This window comes from Pseudoscardovia radai, assembly GCF_002259605.1.
In the GTDB taxonomy this organism is placed as follows: domain Bacteria; phylum Actinomycetota; class Actinomycetes; order Actinomycetales; family Bifidobacteriaceae; genus Pseudoscardovia; species Pseudoscardovia radai.
The window spans coordinates 211,591-229,424 of sequence record NZ_MWWR01000004.1 but is presented as its reverse complement, the minus strand read 5'-3'; the positions used below and the strand labels follow the sequence as shown (position 1 = coordinate 229,424).

The window sequence follows — 17,834 nt, the reverse complement described above, 5'->3', positions numbered from 1 at the left end:
GCATCAGACCTCGGATACCGTGACGAGCGCCTTGACCACACGGCGCGCATCCATGTCGGCGTAGGCCTGCGGAACCTCGTCCAGCGTGTACGTCTTGGTGAAGACGCGGCCCGGATGGATGGCACCGGCGAGCACCTCGCGCAGCAGGCGCTGGCGCGCATAGGTGCGCACCGGCGCGGGGCCGCCCTTGATGCCGATGTTGCGGTAGAAGGTGCCTTCGGCCGGAATATCCACGCCATGCGGTAGGCCCACGCGGCCGATGACGGCACCCGGGCGTCCCACGCGCAGGGCGGTGCCGAAGGACTGGGCGGAGCCAACGCATTCGAGCACCGCGTCGGCGCCGGAGCCCGTGAGCTCCATGACGCGCTCGACGGCGGCGTCATCGCGTTCGGGCACGACGTCGGTGGCTCCGAAATCGCGGGCGATGGCCGCGCGGTCCTCATGACGGCTCATGGCGATGATGCGGGTGGCTCCCAGCAGCTTGGCGGACAGCACGCCGCACAGGCCCACCGCGCCATCGCCGAACACAACGGCGGTGCTACCGGGCTTGACCTCGGCGCTGACAGCCGCATGGTAGCCGGTGCCCATCACGTCGGAGAGGGTCAGCAGGTCGGCGAGCATCTCGTCGGTGAAATCCTTCGGGCTGGCCGGCGCACCGGGGATATCGCCCGCCGCGAGCGCCTCGGACACATTGACGATGGTTCCGTTGGCATGCGGAACGTGCAGGTATTCGCTCTGGCAGCCTTCGCCCTCGGCCGCGCCGAAGTAACCGCCGTTGAGGCAGCTGGATTCGAATCCGGCCTTGCACGCCGCGCATTCGCCGCAGCTGATGGGGAACGGGACGATGACGAAATCACCGGCCTTCGCCGCGGTCACGTCGGAGCCGACCTCGGTCACGACGCCGATGGACTCATGCCCGATGGGGGTTCCGGCGGTGTTCACGTCCTGGCCGCGGTAGGGCCACAAATCGGATCCGCACACGCAGGTGCGCACGACGCGGATGACGAGGTCGCCGGGATCCTTGACGGTGGGAACGGGGCGTTCCTCGACGCGGATGTCGCGCGGGCCGTAATAGATGGTGGATTTCATGGTGTCTCCTTTGCGTTGGATGTTTGCGTTGTCAGCTAGCGATTCCGCAGGCCTATGTTCTTGCCGGGAGCCGTCCCGATGCCTCAATCGTAAAAGTTCAAGCGCACTTGAAGTCAAGCCAGGACGCGCCGCGCGTTCACGCCTCTTGCATTGGAATCCGCGCCTTCTCCGGCGGCCTACACGTACGCCGCCTCTCCCCTACCACGCCGCCGCGAATAAGCGCGTAGCACAACCGCCGCCGTGTTCGGGCAGTGACGATACAGTAAGGGTATGCGCAAGAAGAAGGGCCTGCTGGCCACTGCCATCACGACCGTCATCCTGCTCGTGGCGTTCAGTCTGCTCGGATACGTCATCGCACCCCACTGGGTGCCGCAGGATTCCACGGCGACCATCGACCTGGGAAGCACCAGCACCGCCATCGCGTCGAACGACACCACGAACGACACCGTGGGCACCTATGACGTCACGGAGGCCACCGTCCCCATCAGCCTTGACGACGGCACCACCATCGACGCCATCGTGCGTATGCCCGTCGCCCGCGCCGGCGGACAGCGCCTCGCCGCCTCCGTTCCCGGCTGCATGCTCATCACCGGCGCCGGCCTGGGCAAGGCGACCGAGGTGTACGGCGACATCGCGTGGGGCATGGCCTCCGCCGGCGTGGCCACCATCGTGCCCGACAAGAACATGACCGATTACTCGTGGCAGCACCGCGATTACGTGAAGATGGCGCACGATTATGAGAAGACGCTCGACGTGCTCGAGGCCTGGCCCGGCGTCGATCCCGAGGGCGTGGGTCTGTACGCGGAATCCGAAGGCGCGTGGATCACGCCGATCATCGCCAGCGAGCGCAACGACGTGAGCTTCTCCATCATGACCTCGGCGCCCGTCTACACGCCGCGCCAGCAGATGACCTACGCCATCGACGACTACTTCCGCGTGCTCGACGTGCCGTTCCCGACGAACCAGATCACGAGCCGGATCACCACGCTCGAGATGTCGGGCATCGGGCCGAACTACGCCGATTTCGACGTCGCCCCGTACCTGGCCAGGCAGACGCAGCCCACGCTGTTCGTCTACGGCACGAACGACCTGTCGATGCCCACCATCCAGGCGCCCGAGCATGCGCGCCGGATCATGGCCGACAACGGCAACACGAATACGCTTGTGCGCTACTACCGCGGCGCCAACCACCAGATGCGAGTGGGCGACGCCAAGGCCAAGAAGGACCTGCCGCTGGCCGATAACTTCATCCAGGACATGGCCGATTTCGCGCAGGACGCGAAGATCTCGGAAACCCTCGGCTGGAGCACCCCCGACGTCGCCGGAAACGACACGCCGTGGCAGGCCACCGACGTCGACACCGACCAGCTCGTCTCCTCGGTCGGATCAGGCCTCGTCGGCTCTGTGCGCGGACTGCTTATTTTGCAGGGCGGCGCCATCGTGATGCAGCTGATCACGCTGCTCGGGCTCCCCGTGCTGCATTTCCTGCGCCGCCGCCGCATCCGCAAGGAGACCGCGCTCGCCCAGCTCGAGGCCAACTCCTCCCCCGACAGCGCCGCCACCGGCAATATCATCGTCAAGCACGAGATGCTCTCGCGCGAGGCGCGCCGCCGCCCCGGATTCGCCGAGGGAATGTCAGGCCGCCTGTGGGCGTGCGGCCTGGCGACGTTCCTCACCACACTTCTGTGGCTGGGTTACGTGGCGTACACCGCGTACAGCGTGTTCAAGCTGTCGACGAACCACACGCTGCTCGTGGTGTGGCAGGGCGCCGCGCGACTGCTCGTGGTGGTGTGCACCGCGGCCTTCGCCTCGCTGGTGGTGCATATGGTGCGCACGGAGATCGCGCATCGACGCAAGCCCCTCGACGAGCGCCCCTCCGTCAGCGGCGCGGGCCATATTGCGTGGACGGTGGTCTACTTCATCGGCGTCGTGTTCAGCTTCATCATGTTCATGTACTGGGGTCTGTTCCTCGTGTGACGCGGGGCGGCTCTCCACCCCCATCGTCTCCCCTCTCCCGCAACGGTGGCTCTTATTGGTCGTTATCGTGCCAGCGAGAGCCACCGTTGGCCAGCAGAACGAGCAATCGCAACGATTCCCCCGGCCACACTCCGTCTCGCTGGTCGATAACGTGCCAGTGAGAGGCACTGTCGGCCAAGCCATCGTTGAAAACAGGCCCCTCTCATCCCAACAGTCGGCCTCGCTGGTCGATCGTCTGCCAGCGAGAGGCACTGTTGGCCAAGCCATCGTTGGGAACACTCGCCCTTCCTCCCCAACAGTCGGCCTCGCCGGTCACCGCAGTGCCAGCGAGAGGCACTGTTGCCGAACGGAACAAGCAACCGCAACGATTCCCCCGGCCACACTCCGCCTCACTGGTCACTGACGTGCCAGCGAGAGGCACTGTTCACGATTCCATCGTTGAAAACACTGAGCCTTCTCCCCAACGGTCCGCCTCACTGGTCACCACAGTGCCAGCGAGAGACACTGTTGGGTGGTTTGTTGTTGGGAATGCTGGTCTTTTTCTATAAGGGTGGGTCTTGCTGGTACGTGACGTGCCAGCAAGGAGCACCGTTCCGGAATCCACAACACTGGTACGGCTTACGGACAGAAACACACGATTGGGAGGCCAAAATCGTCGAAAAATGTCCGAAAGCTATCACACTGTTACGGAAACGAGAACAATGTGATGGGTTACGGACACGATGACCGTGTCGCGCAACGACACCGACCGCGCCCCCAAACCACAACCGCGACAACACAGCGCTCGAACACAACACGAGGCCCCGGGAGGAATCCCGGGGCCTCGATCGCTGCGGACAGGGCGAGATTCGAACTCGCGGGGCTTACGCCCAACGGTTTTCAAGACCGTCTCCTTAGACCGCTCGGACACCTGTCCGTGCCGCAAGCACGCAGCACTCAACGATTATACACACGGCCCGCAGCGCACTCGCACCGTGCACACCGCACTCGCACCGTGCACGCCGCACCACGCACCGCGCACATGCACATCACCCCACGACCTCGGGCTTTTGCCCGGTCTCGCGAATCGGCTGGATCACGCCGGTCACGTCCCCCTCCGGCAGCTCGGGCACGCGCACAATCAGCGCCCGCGGATCGATGCCGAAGCGCAGATGCCGCGACTTGCCGATGATGTCGCCGTCCACCTGCACGGTCTGCGGCTTCTCGAGCTCAAGCGTGGCCTGGCGCCCCTCGAACTGCTCGATCGTGGAGTTGAAACTCAGCGGGCTCCCCTTTGCCTTCTTCACCACGGTCTGGTGCACCACATCGCCGAACAGGCTCATCCAGCCGATCACGCCGCCGCTGGTGTCGATCATCTCGAAATCGAGCAGGCCGTCGTCGAACCGAGCCTCCGGCATCAGTGAGAAACCGGGGATCTGCCCGCAGTTACCGGCCATGACGGTGCGGAACTCGAGGTCGGGCTGGCGGTGCGTCTCGCCCGTGTCGTCCACGAACTGCACGGTGCCCTTCGCCTTCTGCTGAAACAGATGCTTGACGGCGCCCACGAAATACGCCATCCAGCTGATGCTTTTCTTCAAGCGCGGGTCGGTGTCGTCGATCATGTCGGCGTCGAAGCCGGCGCCCGCCACAATGAGGAAACGATGCTTGTACTCGGGCGTGCGCGAATCGAGCATCTGCACGAAGCCCGCGTCCACCGTGCGCGATCCGCGCGACGTGGCCACGGCCATGGCGGCGTTCAGGTTGCCGACGGGAATGCCGATGTTGCGGGCGAACAGATTGCCGGTTCCGATTGGCACGATTCCCATGGCCAGGCCACTTCCCGCCATCGTGCGCGCCACCGTGCGCACCGTGCCGTCGCCGCCGCATGCGACGACCACCTGCGCGCCGCGGTCGAGCGCTTCGCGCGCGCAGACGCCGCCGTCCTTATCAAGCTGCGTGTCGAGGATGATGGGGTCCACGATGTGATGCTCGTCGCAGTATTCGCGGATGAAGGTGCGCGCCATCTCCGCGCCAGGCTTCGACGGGTTGATGACGAACGCGTATGTTCCGCGGGCGTCGTCCTCGCGGGCGGTGGCGACGCGCACCTCGCGGCGGCGGCGCAGATGGCGCACGAGCAGGACCAGCGCTGCCAGGGCTGCGAGGCAGAGCGCGACGATGACGATGACATTCCACGGACTGGGCATGGTTTCATTGTGTCACCCCGATGGCCACGATGCGACCATTTCGGAAAATTTCACGATAGGCGGTTCCGCGCAGGCGCCCCGCATATGTCGCGCAAAGCGGATAACTTTGGAAGCATGCTTGATATCAATTTCATCCGCGAGCATGCGGATATCGTCAAGGATTCCCAGCGCAAGCGCGGTGAATCCGTGGAACTCGTCGACGAGGTTCTCAAGTCCGACGAAGCCCGCCGCGAATCGCTGCGCCAGTACGAGGCCGCCCGCGCCGAGCAGAAGGCGAAGGGCAAGGAGGTCGCCTCCGCCCCCGCCGACCAGAAGGCCGCGATCATCGCCGAGACGAAGGCGCTCGCCGCCAAGGTCTCCGAGTACAAGGACGAGGCCGACAAGGCCTCCGAGGAATACACCACCGCGATGTGGAAGCTCTCCAACATCGTGGAGCCCGAGGCTCCGGAAGGCGGCGAAGACGATTACGTCGTCGTCAAGAAGGTCGGCACGATCCGCGACTTCGCGGCCGAGGGCTTCGAGCCGAAGAACCATCTCGAGCTCGGCGAGGGCGTTGCCGGAATCGACATGAAGCGCGGCGTCAAGGTGTCCGGCTCCCGCTTCTACTTCCTGCGCGGCGACGTGGCCCGCATGGAGATCGCCATGCTGACCATGGCCGTCGACCAGGCGCAGGAGCACGGCTTCATCCCGACCATCACCCCGACTCTGGTGCGCCCCGAGGCGATGGCGGGCACAGGCTTCCTCAACTCGCACGCCGACGAGATCTACCGTCTGCGCGAACCCGACGACCAGTACCTCGTCGGCACCTCCGAGGTGGCGCTCGCCGGCATGCACGCCGACGAGATCCTCGACCTGTCCCACGGCCCGCTGCGCTACTGCGGCTGGTCGAGCTGCTACCGCCGCGAGGCCGGTGCCGCAGGCAAGGACACGATGGGCATCATCCGCGTGCACCAGTTCGACAAGGTGGAGATGTTCGTGTACTGCAAGCAGGAGGATTCCCGCGACCAGCACCAGCAGCTGCTCGCCATGGAGCAGGAGATGCTCGGCAAGGTCGAGGTGCCGTACCGCATCATCGACACCGCCGCGGGCGACCTCGGCGCCTCCGCCGCGCGCAAGTTCGACTGCGAGGCCTGGGTGCCGACGCAGAACCGCTACCGCGAGCTGACGTCCACCTCGAACTGCACCGAGTACCAGGCGCGCCGCCTCAACATCCGCGAGCGCACCGAAGACGGCGGCACCCGCGCCGTCGCCACGCTGAACGGCACGCTCGCCACCACGCGCTGGCTCGTCGCGATTCTCGAGAACCATCAGAACGCCGACGGCTCCATCGAGGTGCCGAAGGCGATGCGCCCCTATATGGGCGGCCTCGAGGTTATCGAGCCGCATAAGTGGGAGGCGTAAGCTCCCGTTAGCGCGGCACGCCGCGGTGAATACCGTGCGCCGTGCGCCGCAACGCATCAGGCCGGCCCCCTTCCGGGAGCCGGCCTGATGTTTATTCTGGCGTGTTTCTAGCGGACCTTGTTCTGACAGACTTCCTAACAGACAAGGACCGCAGACCGTATCACAGCAGATCGAGCAGCATCGGATCGGCGATCGCGATCACGGCCTTGCGCGCGTCCTCGGCGGTGCGGGCGTCGAGAGCGTAGGCGGCCATCTGCTGGCAGGTGCTGAAATCGTGCATGCGCAGCGCGGCGCGCACGGCGTTGACCTTCGTCGGCGCCATCGACAGCGACTGCACGCCCAGGCCCGCGAGCACGAGCGCCATCAGCGGGTCGCCGCCGGCCTCGCCGCAGACGCCCACGTGCTTGCCGGTCGCGGCACCGCCGTCGCAGGCGGCCTTGATCATATGGAGCACGGCCGGCTGCCACGGGGTCAGGAGGTTCGCCAGCTCGCCGTTGAGGCGGTCGGCGGCCATCGTGTACTGCGAGAGGTCGTTCGTGCCGATGGAGCAGAAATCCACCACCGACAGAATCTGCGCGGAGCGGATGGCGGCGGCCGGAACCTCCACCATCACACCCACCTTGGGCAGACCGTAGGAGCGCGCCTTCTGCGCGAACCACTCGGCTTCGTCCACGGTGGAGACCATCGGCGCCATAACCCACAGGTCGCCGCCGGTGGCCTGGTACGCGTTGGCGAGCGCCTGCAGCTGCGTGTCGAGCAGGTCGACGCGGCGCATGCCGAGTCGCAGGCCGCGCACGCCGAGGGCCGGGTTGTCCTCGTGCTCCTGGTTGGCGAACTTCAGCGGCTTGTCGGCGCCCGCATCGAGCGTGCGCACCACCACGTGACGATCCTTGCCGAAGGCGTTGAGCACCTTGGTGTAGGTCTCGGTCTGTTCTTCGACGGTCGGCGCCTCGTCGCGACCGAGGAAGAGGAACTCGGAGCGGAAGAGGCCGGAGCCCTCAAGGTCGAACTTGGCGGCGTTCATCGCGTCGTCCACGGTGCCGATGTTGGCGAGCAGCGCCACGCGGTGCCCGTCGCGGGTGGCGCCTTCGCCGGAGGAGCCGGCGAGCGCCTTGGCGCGGCGTGCGGCGCGGTCCTTGAGCTGCGCCACCTCGTCGTCGGTCGGCGAGACGATGACCTCGCCCACGCCACCGTCGAGCGCCACGATGTCGTCGGCCGTGATGGCGTCGAGCGCGCCCTTGGTCTTGACGGCGCACGGGATGCCCAGCTGCGCCGCGAGGATGGCGGTGTGGCTGGTGGGGCCGCCTTCCTGCGTGATGATGCCGAGCACCTGGCCCGGGTGCAGGGTGGCGGTTTCGGCCGGCGCGAGGTCGCGCGCCACGATGATGACGGGCTCGGTGATGTCGGGCACGCCGGGGGCGGGCAGGCCGCGCAGCTCGGCGATGAGGCGGTCGCGCACGTCGTTGATGTCGGTGACGCGCTCGGCGAAGTAGCCGCCGAGCTTGGCGAGTTTGGCCGCGTATTCGCTGGCGGCGCCCGCGACGGCGTGCGTCATGCCCTCGCCGGCCTTGAGATGCTTGACGATGCTCTTGTACAGGCCCTTGTCGCCGGCCATCTGCGCAGTGGCCTTGAGGACGCCCTTGGACTTCTCGTCGGTGGCCTTGTCGGCGCGCTGGACGAGCGTGTCGATCACCTTGGCGCGCGCGTCGTCGAGACGTGCGGTGTCGGCCTCGAGATCGGTGCTCTTGGGCTCGTTCTCATCGACGCCGGGCGCCTGGGCCACGAAGGCGACGGGACCGGATGCGGTTCCCGCGCACACGCCGATGCCATGAAGGACTTTGTGTTCGCTAGCCATGGTGCGCCGTCCGTTTACTCGGCGTCGAGGTCGCGGGTGAGCATCTCGGCGAGCTCGTCCATCGCGGCGCCGGCGGAATCGTCGTCGGTGCTGATGGTGACGGTGTCGCCGCCCTTGACGCCGAGCGTCATGATCTCGAGGGCGCTGGAGGCATCGGCCTCCTCGTCGCCGAAGGTCATGGTGACGTCGATGCCCTTGTCATCGACGGCCTGCGCGAACAGGGCGGCCGGACGGGCGTGGAGACCGACGGAAGCGCCGACAACAGCAGTACGGGTGATCATAGTGGGTTCCTTTCTCCATCCCGGCGAATCCTCTCGCCGGGAGCGTGTTGGATCCGGCGGACGCCGGATCCGTCCCGGTTCGGGGCCGGGTGCCATATAAGCGACGACGCGCCGCGGCGGTTGTGCGCCGGCCGCGGAATCGTCACGGACATCGTGACCGACGGACGGAACCCCCACGCCACCGGCCGAGGCCGGCTACTCTTCCCTGGCGTCGGTGGATACACGCGCTATGTGGAGCGTCATGTACGACACCTCGTCGTCCGACAGGTCGGCGTCGAGCCTGAGCTCGATGACTGCAACGCATTCGAGCGCGCACTGCAAGGCGTCGGGGAACGATTCCCTGATGGCCTCGACGACCGGCGACGGTTCCTTCGTCAGCTGCTTGCCCTCGTAGATCCGCACGAACAGATAGCGCATATGCGTGATGAAACGCGCCACGTTCACGGACCGGCGGTCAAGCGTGATGTCAAATCTCTTTTCGATTATTCCCAGCACCTGCTCGATGACTCCGGTCATCTGATAGGTGTAGGTCAGGTCTCCGCTGGAGAATCCGGCGTTGACCACGTGGAGCGCGACGGCCACCGCCTCCGAATCGGGAAGCGGCCGGTCGAGGCGCTGGTTGACGGCCTGGACGAAGGCCTGCGCCTGCGCGTATTCGCCCGGGTAGAGGTTCGAGACCTCGCCCTGCAGCGGGTATTCCACCGAGATGCCCTTGTTCTCGCGCCGTATCGCGCCGTCGATGTGATCGGCGAGCGCCACGACGAGGGACGGCGAATCATCGGCGAGCGCCGCCAGTCCGGACGGCGCCAGCGATTCCGACACGATGCGGATCGTGTCGGCCGGGATCCCCGCCAGCATCTGCGCGATGTGGTCGGGATCCCGGCCGTCGGTGGGTGCGAACACCCGAACGACCTTGGCCGGGTCGATGGAGTCGCCGGGCCGGGCCTGGAACCCCAGGCCGCGGCCCGTCAGGATGACCTCGTCATCCTGCTTCCCGCCCTTGGCGAGAACGATGTTGTTATTGAATACGCGCAGGACCTTCATGCCGTCCAGGTCATCGTCGACCATGTCTCGCCGCGCCTTCCCGGACAGGTTCCGCGCGGCGGGCCATGGCCTTCGTCGGCCGGGTCAGCGCGCGATGTCGATTACCGCGTCGCCTGCCTTGACATCGATTCCGGTGCGCGGGGTGACGCCTCCGAGCTTCTTGGAGTTCGTCACGGTCATCACCGTCACGGTCGGATGGCCTGCGGCCCGGACCTTGTCGAAATCAACGGTGGCGAGAAGGTCACCGGCGTTGACGCGCTGTCCTTTCGCGACTGCGACGGTGAATCCCTCGCCATTCATCTTAACCGTGTCGATGCCGATGTGCACGAGCACCTCGACGCCGTCATCGGTTTTGATGCCGTAGGCGTGGCCGGTCTTGGCGACGGTCTTGAGAATGCCAGCCACCGGGGCGACGACCTTCGAATCCTTCGGGTCGGCAATGCCCAGGCCTTCGCCCAGTGCCTTCGACGAGAAGACCGCGTCACCGGTCTCCTCCAAGGTGACGGCATGGCCGGCGATCGGGGCGAGGACCTCGTTCGTCGCAACTGCAGCATCCTGAGCCGGAGCGGCCTTGGGGGCAGCCTTCACAGCAGTGGCAGTCGCAGCAGGAGCTGCGGCGGGAGCAGCGCCGGATGCCTTGGCCTGTTCGCGAGCGATGCGCGCATGGGCTTCGGCCTTCTGCTCCGGGGTGCGGTAGTCAAGCGTGGCGACGAGCACGGCGGACACCGCGAATGCGATGGCGATGGAGATGGCATACACCCACATCTGGTTGAACACCGGGATGGTGAGCAGCGAGGTGAAGGCGAAGGCCGTGGTGGTCACGCCGCGCACAACGGTGCCGTCGGCGAGCGTGGACGGGAAGAGCCAGCCGAGGATGGCAATGCTGAGGCCGCCTGCGAAGCAGCCGACGAGCATGCGCTTGTACACGTTCTTGTAGCGAAGGTGGATGCCGTAGAGCGACGGTTCGGAGACGCCGCCGAGCAGACCGGCTGCGAGAGCGCCACCGGCGGTTTCCTTCATCTGCGTGTCCTTCTCGCGGATGGCAATGATGAGCACGCCGAGGGTGGCACCGAAGCAGGCGAAGTTCCACGTGCCCATCGGGCCCTGGATGAAGTCATAGCCCAGCGTGTCGATATTCATGAGCATGAGGGCGTTGAGCGGCCAGTGCAGGCCGAGCGGCACGAGGAACGGGTACAGCATAGGAATGAGGATGGCGAACACGAACGGTGCGTTGGTGTTCATCCATGCGAGACCGATGCCCAGGCCATTGCCCAGCCACACGCCGATCGGGCCGATGATGAAAGCGGTGATCGGGATCATGACGAGCATGGAGAGGAACGGCACGAACACGAGCTGCACGGAGTTCGGGATGATCCTCTGCAGGCCCTTGTAGACGAGCGCCAGCACAGCGACCATGAGCAGCGGCACGAACACGTTGCCGGAGTAATCGTTGAGCTGCATCGTCAGGCCGAACACCTGCGTGGTGCATGAATCGGTGCCCAGGGTTGCGTTCGTCACGCAGGTGAGCGCGGACTGAGCGGCATTCTGACCGTCAGTCGTGGAGAATATGGACGCGTACTTGACCGGGTCAGCCAATGCCAGGAACTCGGGGGTCATGACAGCGCCCATGATGGCGGCGCCGACCCACGGGTCGACCTTGAGCTTCTTGGCGCCGTTGTAGGCGATCATGATCGGAAGGAAGTAGAACACGCCGCGGTACATGGCGCGGCAGAACAGCATCGTCGGCGACTGCGTCTCGTTGGAGACCACGTGGCAGGCGATGAGCACGTTGATGATGGCGATGATGAGGGACGCGCCCAGAAGCACGCCGATGATCGGGCGGAACGAATCGGAGAGGAACTCGAAGAACGAATCCACCCACTTGTTCTTGCCCTTGGTCTTGGCGCGTTCCTGCGCCTTGACCTGGTCGTTCGTCAGCTCGCTGTCAGCGTCGTCCTCGACTTCGCCGCCCTTGACATTGGCCATCTCCGGCAGAGCCATGATGTCGTTGTACATCTGCTCCACGCCGCCGCCGATAACGACCTGCAGGGCGGTGTCGGACTGCTTGACCACGGCAAGCACGCCCTTCGTTCCCTCCAGGGCCTCGGTGTCGGCCTTGCCGGTGTCCTTCAGCGTAAAGCGAAGTCGCGTGGCGCAGTGGGTCAGCATCGAGATGTTGCCGACACCACCCACGCCGGCGATAATCGCCTTCGCGGATTCCTGGTTCTTACCCATCTGAATCTCCCTTGACTTATATGGGATCCACGGCGTCATTGCCGTCTCTTACACCTTAAACGCAAAAAGACCTGGAACCCACGCACGAATGTGGAATTTCGATGAATATAGAAATTCCACGCGTGGATTCCAGGTCTTGCCTCGTTAATGCTCGAGTAGCAACCCTGCCAATAACAGGTGCCAAGATAAACCGTTTGCGTCAATTCGGCAAGCGCTCCGCAGGCATGATCCGGGAGGGCTTGCAATCGCTTGCGAATCATGAATCCATCGGCGTGTCGCATGCGCTCCGGGCGTGTCGTGCGCCACGATGTCCGTTCCGTCCCGCCACGATGCGAAACGACGCGGCCTCAAGCCCTCGAAACGTCTGGGAATCGTGGCAAACTAAGACGTATGGTTGCAAAGAACGCGGGACTGCCCGCCACCGAAAAAGATCTGATCAATGTCGACGAGGTCATCGGCAAGTACTATGACCTCGTTCCCGATGTGAACGTGCCCGAGCAGCGCGTGAGCTTCGGAACCTCGGGACACCGCGGTTCCTCGCTCAAGACCTCCTTCAACGAGGCCCACATCGTCACCATCGCCCAGGCCATCGCGGAGAACCGCAAGGCCGCCGGCATCACCGGTCCGCTGTACATCGGCCGCGACACCCACGCCCTGTCGCTGCCAGCATGGAAGACCGCCATCGAGGTTCTCGTCGCCAACGGCGTGCGCGTGCGCATCGACTCCCGCGACGACTTCACCCCGACGCCCGTCGTCTCCCAGGCCATCCTGACGCATAACCGCGCGGCCGACGGCACGCAGCGCTTCTCCGGCGAGGACATCGCCGACGGCATCGTCGTGACCCCGTCCCACAACCCGCCGACCGACGGCGGCTTCAAGTACGATCCGCCGACCGGCGGCCCTGCCCCGGCCGAGACCACCAACTGGATCGCAAACCGCGCCAACGAGCTGCTGCCGAACTGGAAGAACGTCAAGCGCGTGCCGTTCGAGCAGGCCATCAACTCCGAGCTCATCGAAAAGTTCGACTTCCGCGAGCACTACGTGGCCGACCTCGAGAACGTCATCGACTTCGACATCATCAAGTCCTCCGGCGTGCGCCTCGGCATCGACCCGCTGGGCGGCGCCTCGGTGAACTACTGGCCGCTGATCAACGAGAAGTACGGCACCACCATCGACGTGGTTCGCCCGCAGGTTGACCCGACCTGGCGCTTCATGACCATCGACCACGATGGCAAGATCCGCATGGATCCGTCCTCCCCGTACGCCATGAAGGGCCTTGTGGACTCCCTCAACAACGGCGCCTGGGAGAAGTACGACCTCGTGGGCGGCACCGATCCGGACGCCGACCGCCACGGCATCGTGTGCCCTGACTGGGGCGTCATGAACCCGAACCACTACATCGCCGTATGCGTGGAGTACCTGTTCGGCAAGGACAAGGACGGCAAGCCGAACCGTCCGGGCTGGCCGGAAGGCGCCGGCATCGGCAAGACGCTTGTGTCCTCCAGCCTCATCGACCGCGTGGCCGCCTCCATCGGCGCCAAGCTCGTCGAGGTCCCCGTGGGTTTCAAGTGGTTCGTCGACCCGCTGTTCACCGGCAAGGTGGCGTTCGGCGGCGAGGAGAGCTCCGGCATGAGCTTCCTGCGCAAGGACGGCCGCGTGTGGACCACCGACAAGGACGGTCTGATTCCGGACCTCCTGGCCGCTGAGATCACCGCGAAGACCGGAAAGAACCCGGCCGAGCTGCACAAGGACCAGGTGGCCCGCTTCGGCGAGAGCTGGTACAAGCGCATCGACACGCCGACCACGCTCGAGCAGAAGCAGAAGTTCGCCAAGCTCACCGGCGACGATGTGACCGCCACGAAGCTCGCCGGTGAGGACATCACCGCGAAGCTCACCAAGGCTCCGGGCAACGACGCGCCGATCGGCGGCATCAAGGTGACCACGAAGGACAACTGGTTCGCCGCCCGTCCTTCCGGCACCGAGAACATCTACAAGGTCTACGCCGAGTCCTTCGAGTCTCCCGAGGCTCTGGACAAGGTGCTCGAGGAGGCCACCGAGGTGGTCGACAAGGCCCTCGCGGAGTAGGTTTCGGTTTCGGCTCCGGGCGAGGCGGTTCCCCGTCCGGTGACGCGTGAATAAGGCTTCTGATGCGCAGTGCGCGTCAGAAGCCTTTTGCGTTGTGCGGGGGCGGGCAGGGCTGGACGGTGGGAAAATCGTGTTGATGGCGCACTGCCTTCGCCACGAGCACCCGAAATCTCCGCACGCGCCGGCGCAGTGCCCAAAACCGGCCCTGATGGCGAAGAATCCTCGCCATGAACCACGATTTCCCCGCGCATCCGCCTCTCCGCAGCAAAACCACCCCTCATGGCGAAGAATCCTCACCACCAGCCACGATTCCCCCACGTCATCAGCTCACAACCGACGTCAAACCCCATTCAGTGTGAGCGAACACTCACACTCAACACCACCCTGCCACACACCACACCACCCGAACCAACCGCCGCCCCACCGTAGCGGTAAAACACACGCCCACCGCCAGCCGCCCCACCGTCGATGGGATCAAACTCCACCGAACCCGTTGTGAAGCCAAACCCCGCAGTGCCCACGCCCGCCGAGGCATACGACAAGACGGTGTATGTCTTCGACGAACCGACAAGCGGCGTGGACTGGCCCGCGCCGCGCCCTACCCTTCGACGAGCTCGCTGAGCTCGAGCCACTCGGCCTCGAGCCCCTCCTTCTCATCAACCACGGCCCCGCGCTGCTGGTTGAGGTCGTTGAGGCCCTCGTAATCGGACGGATCATGCGCGGCCATGCGCTCGTCGATCTCGGCGATCTGCGCCTCGAGCTTGGTCAGCTTGCGTTCGATGGCGCTGATCCGCTTGCCGGCCTGGTACTTCTTCTGCCTCAGGGCCTTGGCCTCCTCGGGCGTCAGCTGGTCCGCGGCACCGGCCCCGGAATCGTGGGCCGTGCCATCGTTCGCACTTGCCGAACCGCCGCCCGCGCTCGTCGACGCATCCGCGCCGATCTGCGCCGACAGCGACTCCCCCACGCCCACGCCGGCCGCGCGCCGACGGTCCATGAGGTCGATGTAATCCTGCACGCCGCCGGGCAGATGGCGCACCTTGCCATCCACGAGCGCGAACTGCTCGTCGGTCACGCGCTCGAGCAGATAGCGGTCGTGCGACACCACGATCAGCGTGCCCGGCCAGGTGTCGAGCACATCCTCCATAACGGCGAGCATATCGGTATCGAGGTCGTTTCCGGGCTCGTCCATGATGAGCACATTCGGCTCGTCGAGCAGGATGAGCAGGAACTGCATGCGGCGCTTCTGCCCGCCCGACAGGTCGGCGATAGGCGTCATGAGCTGCGCGGAGGTGAAGCCGAGGCGCTCCATCATCTGGCCCGGCGTCGTTTCCTTGCCGTCCACGATGTAGCTGGGCTTGTAGCGGCTCAGCACCTCCTTGATCTTGTACTTGCCGAGTTTCTCGAGCTCGTCCAGCTGCTGCGAAAGCACAGCGAACTTTACGGTTTTGCCGATTTTCACATGGCCGAGCGTGGGCTCGATGGTGCCGTCGATAATGCCCAGGAGCGTGGATTTGCCCACGCCGTTGGCGCCGACGATGCCGAAGCGGTCGCCGGGGCCGATCAGCCAGGTCACATCGTCAAGCACGCGCTTGCCGGTGATCGTGCGCGTCTGCGCGGCGGCCGTGTCGGGGCCGACCGGGTTGCCGTCCGCGTCAAGCGGGCGCGCGGCCGGGTCGACGGAGACCTCGACGCTCACCGCACCGGGGCCGGGGTGCTCGGGGTCGGCGGCGGGCCAGATCTTCGTGACGTCCACGAGGTCGACCACGTCCTTGCCCAGGCGCGAGGTGGCCATGGCCTTGAGCTCGAGGGAGTTGCGCACGGGCGGCACGTCGGCGATGAGCTCGCGGGCCTGCTTGACGTGGAACTTCTGCTTGGTGGCGCGGGCGCGGGCGCCACGCGACAGCCACGCAAGCTCCTTGCGTGCGAGGTTGCGGCGCTTGGTCTCCATGACGTCGGCCTGGCGGTCGCGCTCGACGCGCTGCATGATGTAGGCGCTGTAGCCGCCTTCGAAGGGCTCGATCACGCCATCGTGGACCTCCCACATGCTTTCGCAGACCTCGTCGAGGAACCAGCGGTCGTGGGTGACGATGAGCAGCGCGCCCTGCCCGGCGGGCCAGCGGTTTTTCAAGTGCTCGGCCAGCCAGTGGATCGTGAGCATGTCGAGGTGATTGGTGGGCTCGTCGAGGGCGATGATGTCCCAGTCGTGTACGAGAAGGCGCGCGAGGTCGACACGGCGGCGCTGTCCGCCGGAGAGCTCTCCGACGCGTGCGTCGAGGCCGATGCCGGCGAGAAGGGTTTCGACGATGTCGCGTGACTTCGCGTCGGCGGCCCATTCGTAGTCGGCGCGGCCTTCGAGCGCCGCGTCGCGCACTGTGGCGGAATCATCGAGGCGGTCGCGTTGTTCGAGGATGCCGAGGGTCAGGCCGTTGCGGCGCGAGACGCGGCCCTCGTCGGGTTCCTGTTCGCCGCTGAAAAGCCTGAGAAGAGTGGATTTGCCGTCGCCGTTGCGGCCGACGATTCCGATGCGGTCGCCTTCGTTCACGCCCTGCGTGACGTCGATGAAAATGTCTTTGGTGGCGAAGGAGAGGGACACATGCTCGAGTCCCAGATCGAAAGTAGGAGTGCTAGGCATAGTACGACAAGGATACGTGGGCCGCGTGACCATGCGCGAGCGTGTGCGAGCGTGCGGTGCCCCTCCTCCCGCCAACAGTGCCTCTCACTGGCAATAAGGCGAGCGCCGCGCACAGCACCGCCGCACCGCCGACCCGCGCACAGCACCGCACCGCACACCGCGCACCGCGCACCGCACTTAGCTGATGACGATCTTCTTCTCTTTGGGCTTCGCTTCCTCCAGGGTTTTCGCGTGGGTGCTGCATCGCGCGGCGAATCCCTCGAACACAGCCGACGCGAAGGGCTTGATCAGCGCGTCCTTCTCAGGATATTCCTCGCGCAGACGAGCCACGTCGGATTTCTTGAGGTCCTTGACCATCTCTTTCTCGCTAAGCCACGCGTCGAACAGCGCGGGCGTCACCTCGAGATGGAACTGCATGCCGAGCGCCGAGCCGAAGCGGAAGGCCTGCACCTTCGTCAGGTCCGACTTCGCAAGGGGCGTCGCGCCGGCCGGGAGGGTCACGCAATCGTTGTGCCAATGCAGCACGGTGGCCTTCTTGCCCCACATGGGAAGGAACTCATGGCTGTTCTCAAGGCGCTGCACCGTTCCGAAACCGATTTCCGGCGCCTTGCCGGGGCGCAGCTTGCCGCCGAGCGCAGTGGCCATGATCTGATGTCCCAGGCAGACGCCGAGCACGGGCTTGCCGGCCACGATCGCAGCCTTCGCAAGCTTCGACTCGGTTTTCAGACCCGGGTATTCGTCGTAATCGAGGGCGCCCATCGGACCGCCCATAAGCACAAGGCCGGCGAGGTCCTTGAAATCGGGGAGGTCGGCCTTCGGCTTCTTCAAAATCGACGTAATCGTGTATTCGAGGCCGCATGTTTCCAAAGCATCGAGAATACGGCCGGGACGCTCCCACGGAGCATGCGTCAAGATAAGCACCTGTGGCTTGGACATGTGTCCATTGTGACACGAGTTGTTTACAACCGACAAATGGCGCGTGCCCACAAGGCTGACAGCGAACAACAAGCCACGATGGGAGCATCGTATTCCGGACGAACGATGCTCGCAAC

Annotated in this window: 11 protein-coding genes and 1 tRNA gene; 3 read left to right on the top strand and 9 right to left on the bottom strand. The window is 65.3% G+C overall.

Annotated features, from left to right (window positions below):
• Positions 1 to 3: 3 nt before the first annotated feature.
• The gene (locus PSRA_RS02975; RefSeq protein WP_094660417.1) at positions 4 to 1,089 is read right to left on the bottom strand and encodes a zinc-dependent alcohol dehydrogenase family protein; all 1,086 of its coding nucleotides are present in this window, start codon (positions 1,087 to 1,089) and stop codon (positions 4 to 6) included.
• Between the two features lie 270 nt (positions 1,090 to 1,359).
• On the opposite strand from PSRA_RS02975, the gene PSRA_RS02970 reads away from it, so the two are divergent.
• The gene (locus tag PSRA_RS02970; protein WP_094660416.1) at positions 1,360 to 3,066 is read left to right on the top strand and encodes an alpha/beta hydrolase family protein; all 1,707 of its coding nucleotides are present in this window, start codon (positions 1,360 to 1,362) and stop codon (positions 3,064 to 3,066) included.
• 833 nt (positions 3,067 to 3,899) lie between these two features.
• Here the strand turns inward: PSRA_RS02970 and PSRA_RS02965 are convergent.
• A tRNA-Ser gene (locus tag PSRA_RS02965) sits at positions 3,900 to 3,982 on the bottom strand.
• A gap of 112 nt (positions 3,983 to 4,094) precedes the next feature.
• A complete protein-coding gene (locus tag PSRA_RS02960) occupies positions 4,095 to 5,249 on the bottom strand; it encodes a diacylglycerol/lipid kinase family protein (RefSeq protein WP_094660415.1) in 1,155 nt (384 codons plus the stop codon).
• Positions 5,250 to 5,363: 114 nt separating this feature from the next.
• On the opposite strand from PSRA_RS02960, the gene serS reads away from it, so the two are divergent.
• Positions 5,364 to 6,650, top strand: a complete 1,287-nt coding sequence (gene serS / locus PSRA_RS02955; RefSeq protein ID WP_094660414.1) for a serine--tRNA ligase — start codon at positions 5,364 to 5,366, stop codon at positions 6,648 to 6,650.
• 160 nt (positions 6,651 to 6,810) lie between these two features.
• Here the strand turns inward: serS and ptsP are convergent, their stop codons facing one another.
• From ptsP to PSRA_RS02935, 4 genes are all read right to left on the bottom strand, one after another.
• Positions 6,811 to 8,505 (bottom strand): phosphoenolpyruvate--protein phosphotransferase, encoded by a 1,695-nt coding sequence (gene ptsP, locus PSRA_RS02950; protein ID WP_094660413.1) that lies wholly within the window; start codon positions 8,503 to 8,505, stop codon positions 6,811 to 6,813.
• Between the two features lie 14 nt (positions 8,506 to 8,519).
• Positions 8,520 to 8,786 carry an HPr family phosphocarrier protein gene (locus tag PSRA_RS02945; protein WP_094660412.1) on the bottom strand — a complete coding sequence of 89 codons (267 nt, stop codon included), beginning with the start codon at positions 8,784 to 8,786 and terminating at the stop codon, positions 8,520 to 8,522.
• Between the two features lie 195 nt (positions 8,787 to 8,981).
• On the bottom strand, positions 8,982 to 9,830 hold the full coding sequence (locus PSRA_RS02940; RefSeq protein WP_094660476.1) for a PRD domain-containing protein: 849 nt from the start codon (positions 9,828 to 9,830) through the stop codon (positions 8,982 to 8,984).
• 84 nt (positions 9,831 to 9,914) lie between these two features.
• A complete protein-coding gene (locus PSRA_RS02935; RefSeq protein WP_094660411.1) occupies positions 9,915 to 12,065 on the bottom strand; it encodes a glucose PTS transporter subunit IIA in 2,151 nt (716 codons plus the stop codon).
• A 390-nt stretch (positions 12,066 to 12,455) separates the two neighbouring features.
• Between PSRA_RS02935 and pgm the strand changes: the two genes are divergently transcribed.
• Positions 12,456 to 14,150, top strand: coding sequence for a phosphoglucomutase (alpha-D-glucose-1,6-bisphosphate-dependent) (pgm, locus tag PSRA_RS02930; protein WP_094660410.1), 1,695 nt, complete (start codon positions 12,456 to 12,458; stop codon positions 14,148 to 14,150).
• Between the two features lie 598 nt (positions 14,151 to 14,748).
• Here pgm and PSRA_RS02925 read toward each other — a convergent pair.
• Both PSRA_RS02925 and PSRA_RS02920 read right to left on the bottom strand, forming a co-directional pair.
• Entirely contained in the window at positions 14,749 to 16,782 is a 2,034-nt protein-coding gene (locus tag PSRA_RS02925; RefSeq protein WP_094660409.1) for an ABC-F family ATP-binding cassette domain-containing protein, read from the bottom strand.
• 177 nt (positions 16,783 to 16,959) lie between these two features.
• Entirely contained in the window at positions 16,960 to 17,718 is a 759-nt protein-coding gene (locus tag PSRA_RS02920) for a type 1 glutamine amidotransferase (protein WP_094660408.1), read from the bottom strand.
• Between the last annotated feature and the right edge of the window lie 116 nt (positions 17,719 to 17,834).

Coding starts and splice junctions, on each gene's coding strand:
- PSRA_RS02970 (WP_094660416.1), top strand. CDS start 1,360: ATGCGCAAGAAGAAGGGCCTGCTGGCCACTGCCATCACGACCGTCATC.
- PSRA_RS02925 (WP_094660409.1), bottom strand. CDS start 16,782: ATGCCTAGCACTCCTACTTTCGATCTGGGACTCGAGCATGTGTCCCTC.
- pgm (WP_094660410.1), top strand. CDS start 12,456: ATGGTTGCAAAGAACGCGGGACTGCCCGCCACCGAAAAAGATCTGATC.
- PSRA_RS02920 (WP_094660408.1), bottom strand. CDS start 17,718: ATGTCCAAGCCACAGGTGCTTATCTTGACGCATGCTCCGTGGGAGCGT.
- PSRA_RS02940 (WP_094660476.1), bottom strand. CDS start 9,830: ATGAAGGTCCTGCGCGTATTCAATAACAACATCGTTCTCGCCAAGGGC.
- ptsP (WP_094660413.1), bottom strand. CDS start 8,505: ATGGCTAGCGAACACAAAGTCCTTCATGGCATCGGCGTGTGCGCGGGA.
- PSRA_RS02945 (WP_094660412.1), bottom strand. CDS start 8,786: ATGATCACCCGTACTGCTGTTGTCGGCGCTTCCGTCGGTCTCCACGCC.
- PSRA_RS02960 (WP_094660415.1), bottom strand. CDS start 5,249: ATGCCCAGTCCGTGGAATGTCATCGTCATCGTCGCGCTCTGCCTCGCA.
- PSRA_RS02975 (WP_094660417.1), bottom strand. CDS start 1,089: ATGAAATCCACCATCTATTACGGCCCGCGCGACATCCGCGTCGAGGAA.
- serS (WP_094660414.1), top strand. CDS start 5,364: ATGCTTGATATCAATTTCATCCGCGAGCATGCGGATATCGTCAAGGAT.
- PSRA_RS02935 (WP_094660411.1), bottom strand. CDS start 12,065: ATGGGTAAGAACCAGGAATCCGCGAAGGCGATTATCGCCGGCGTGGGT.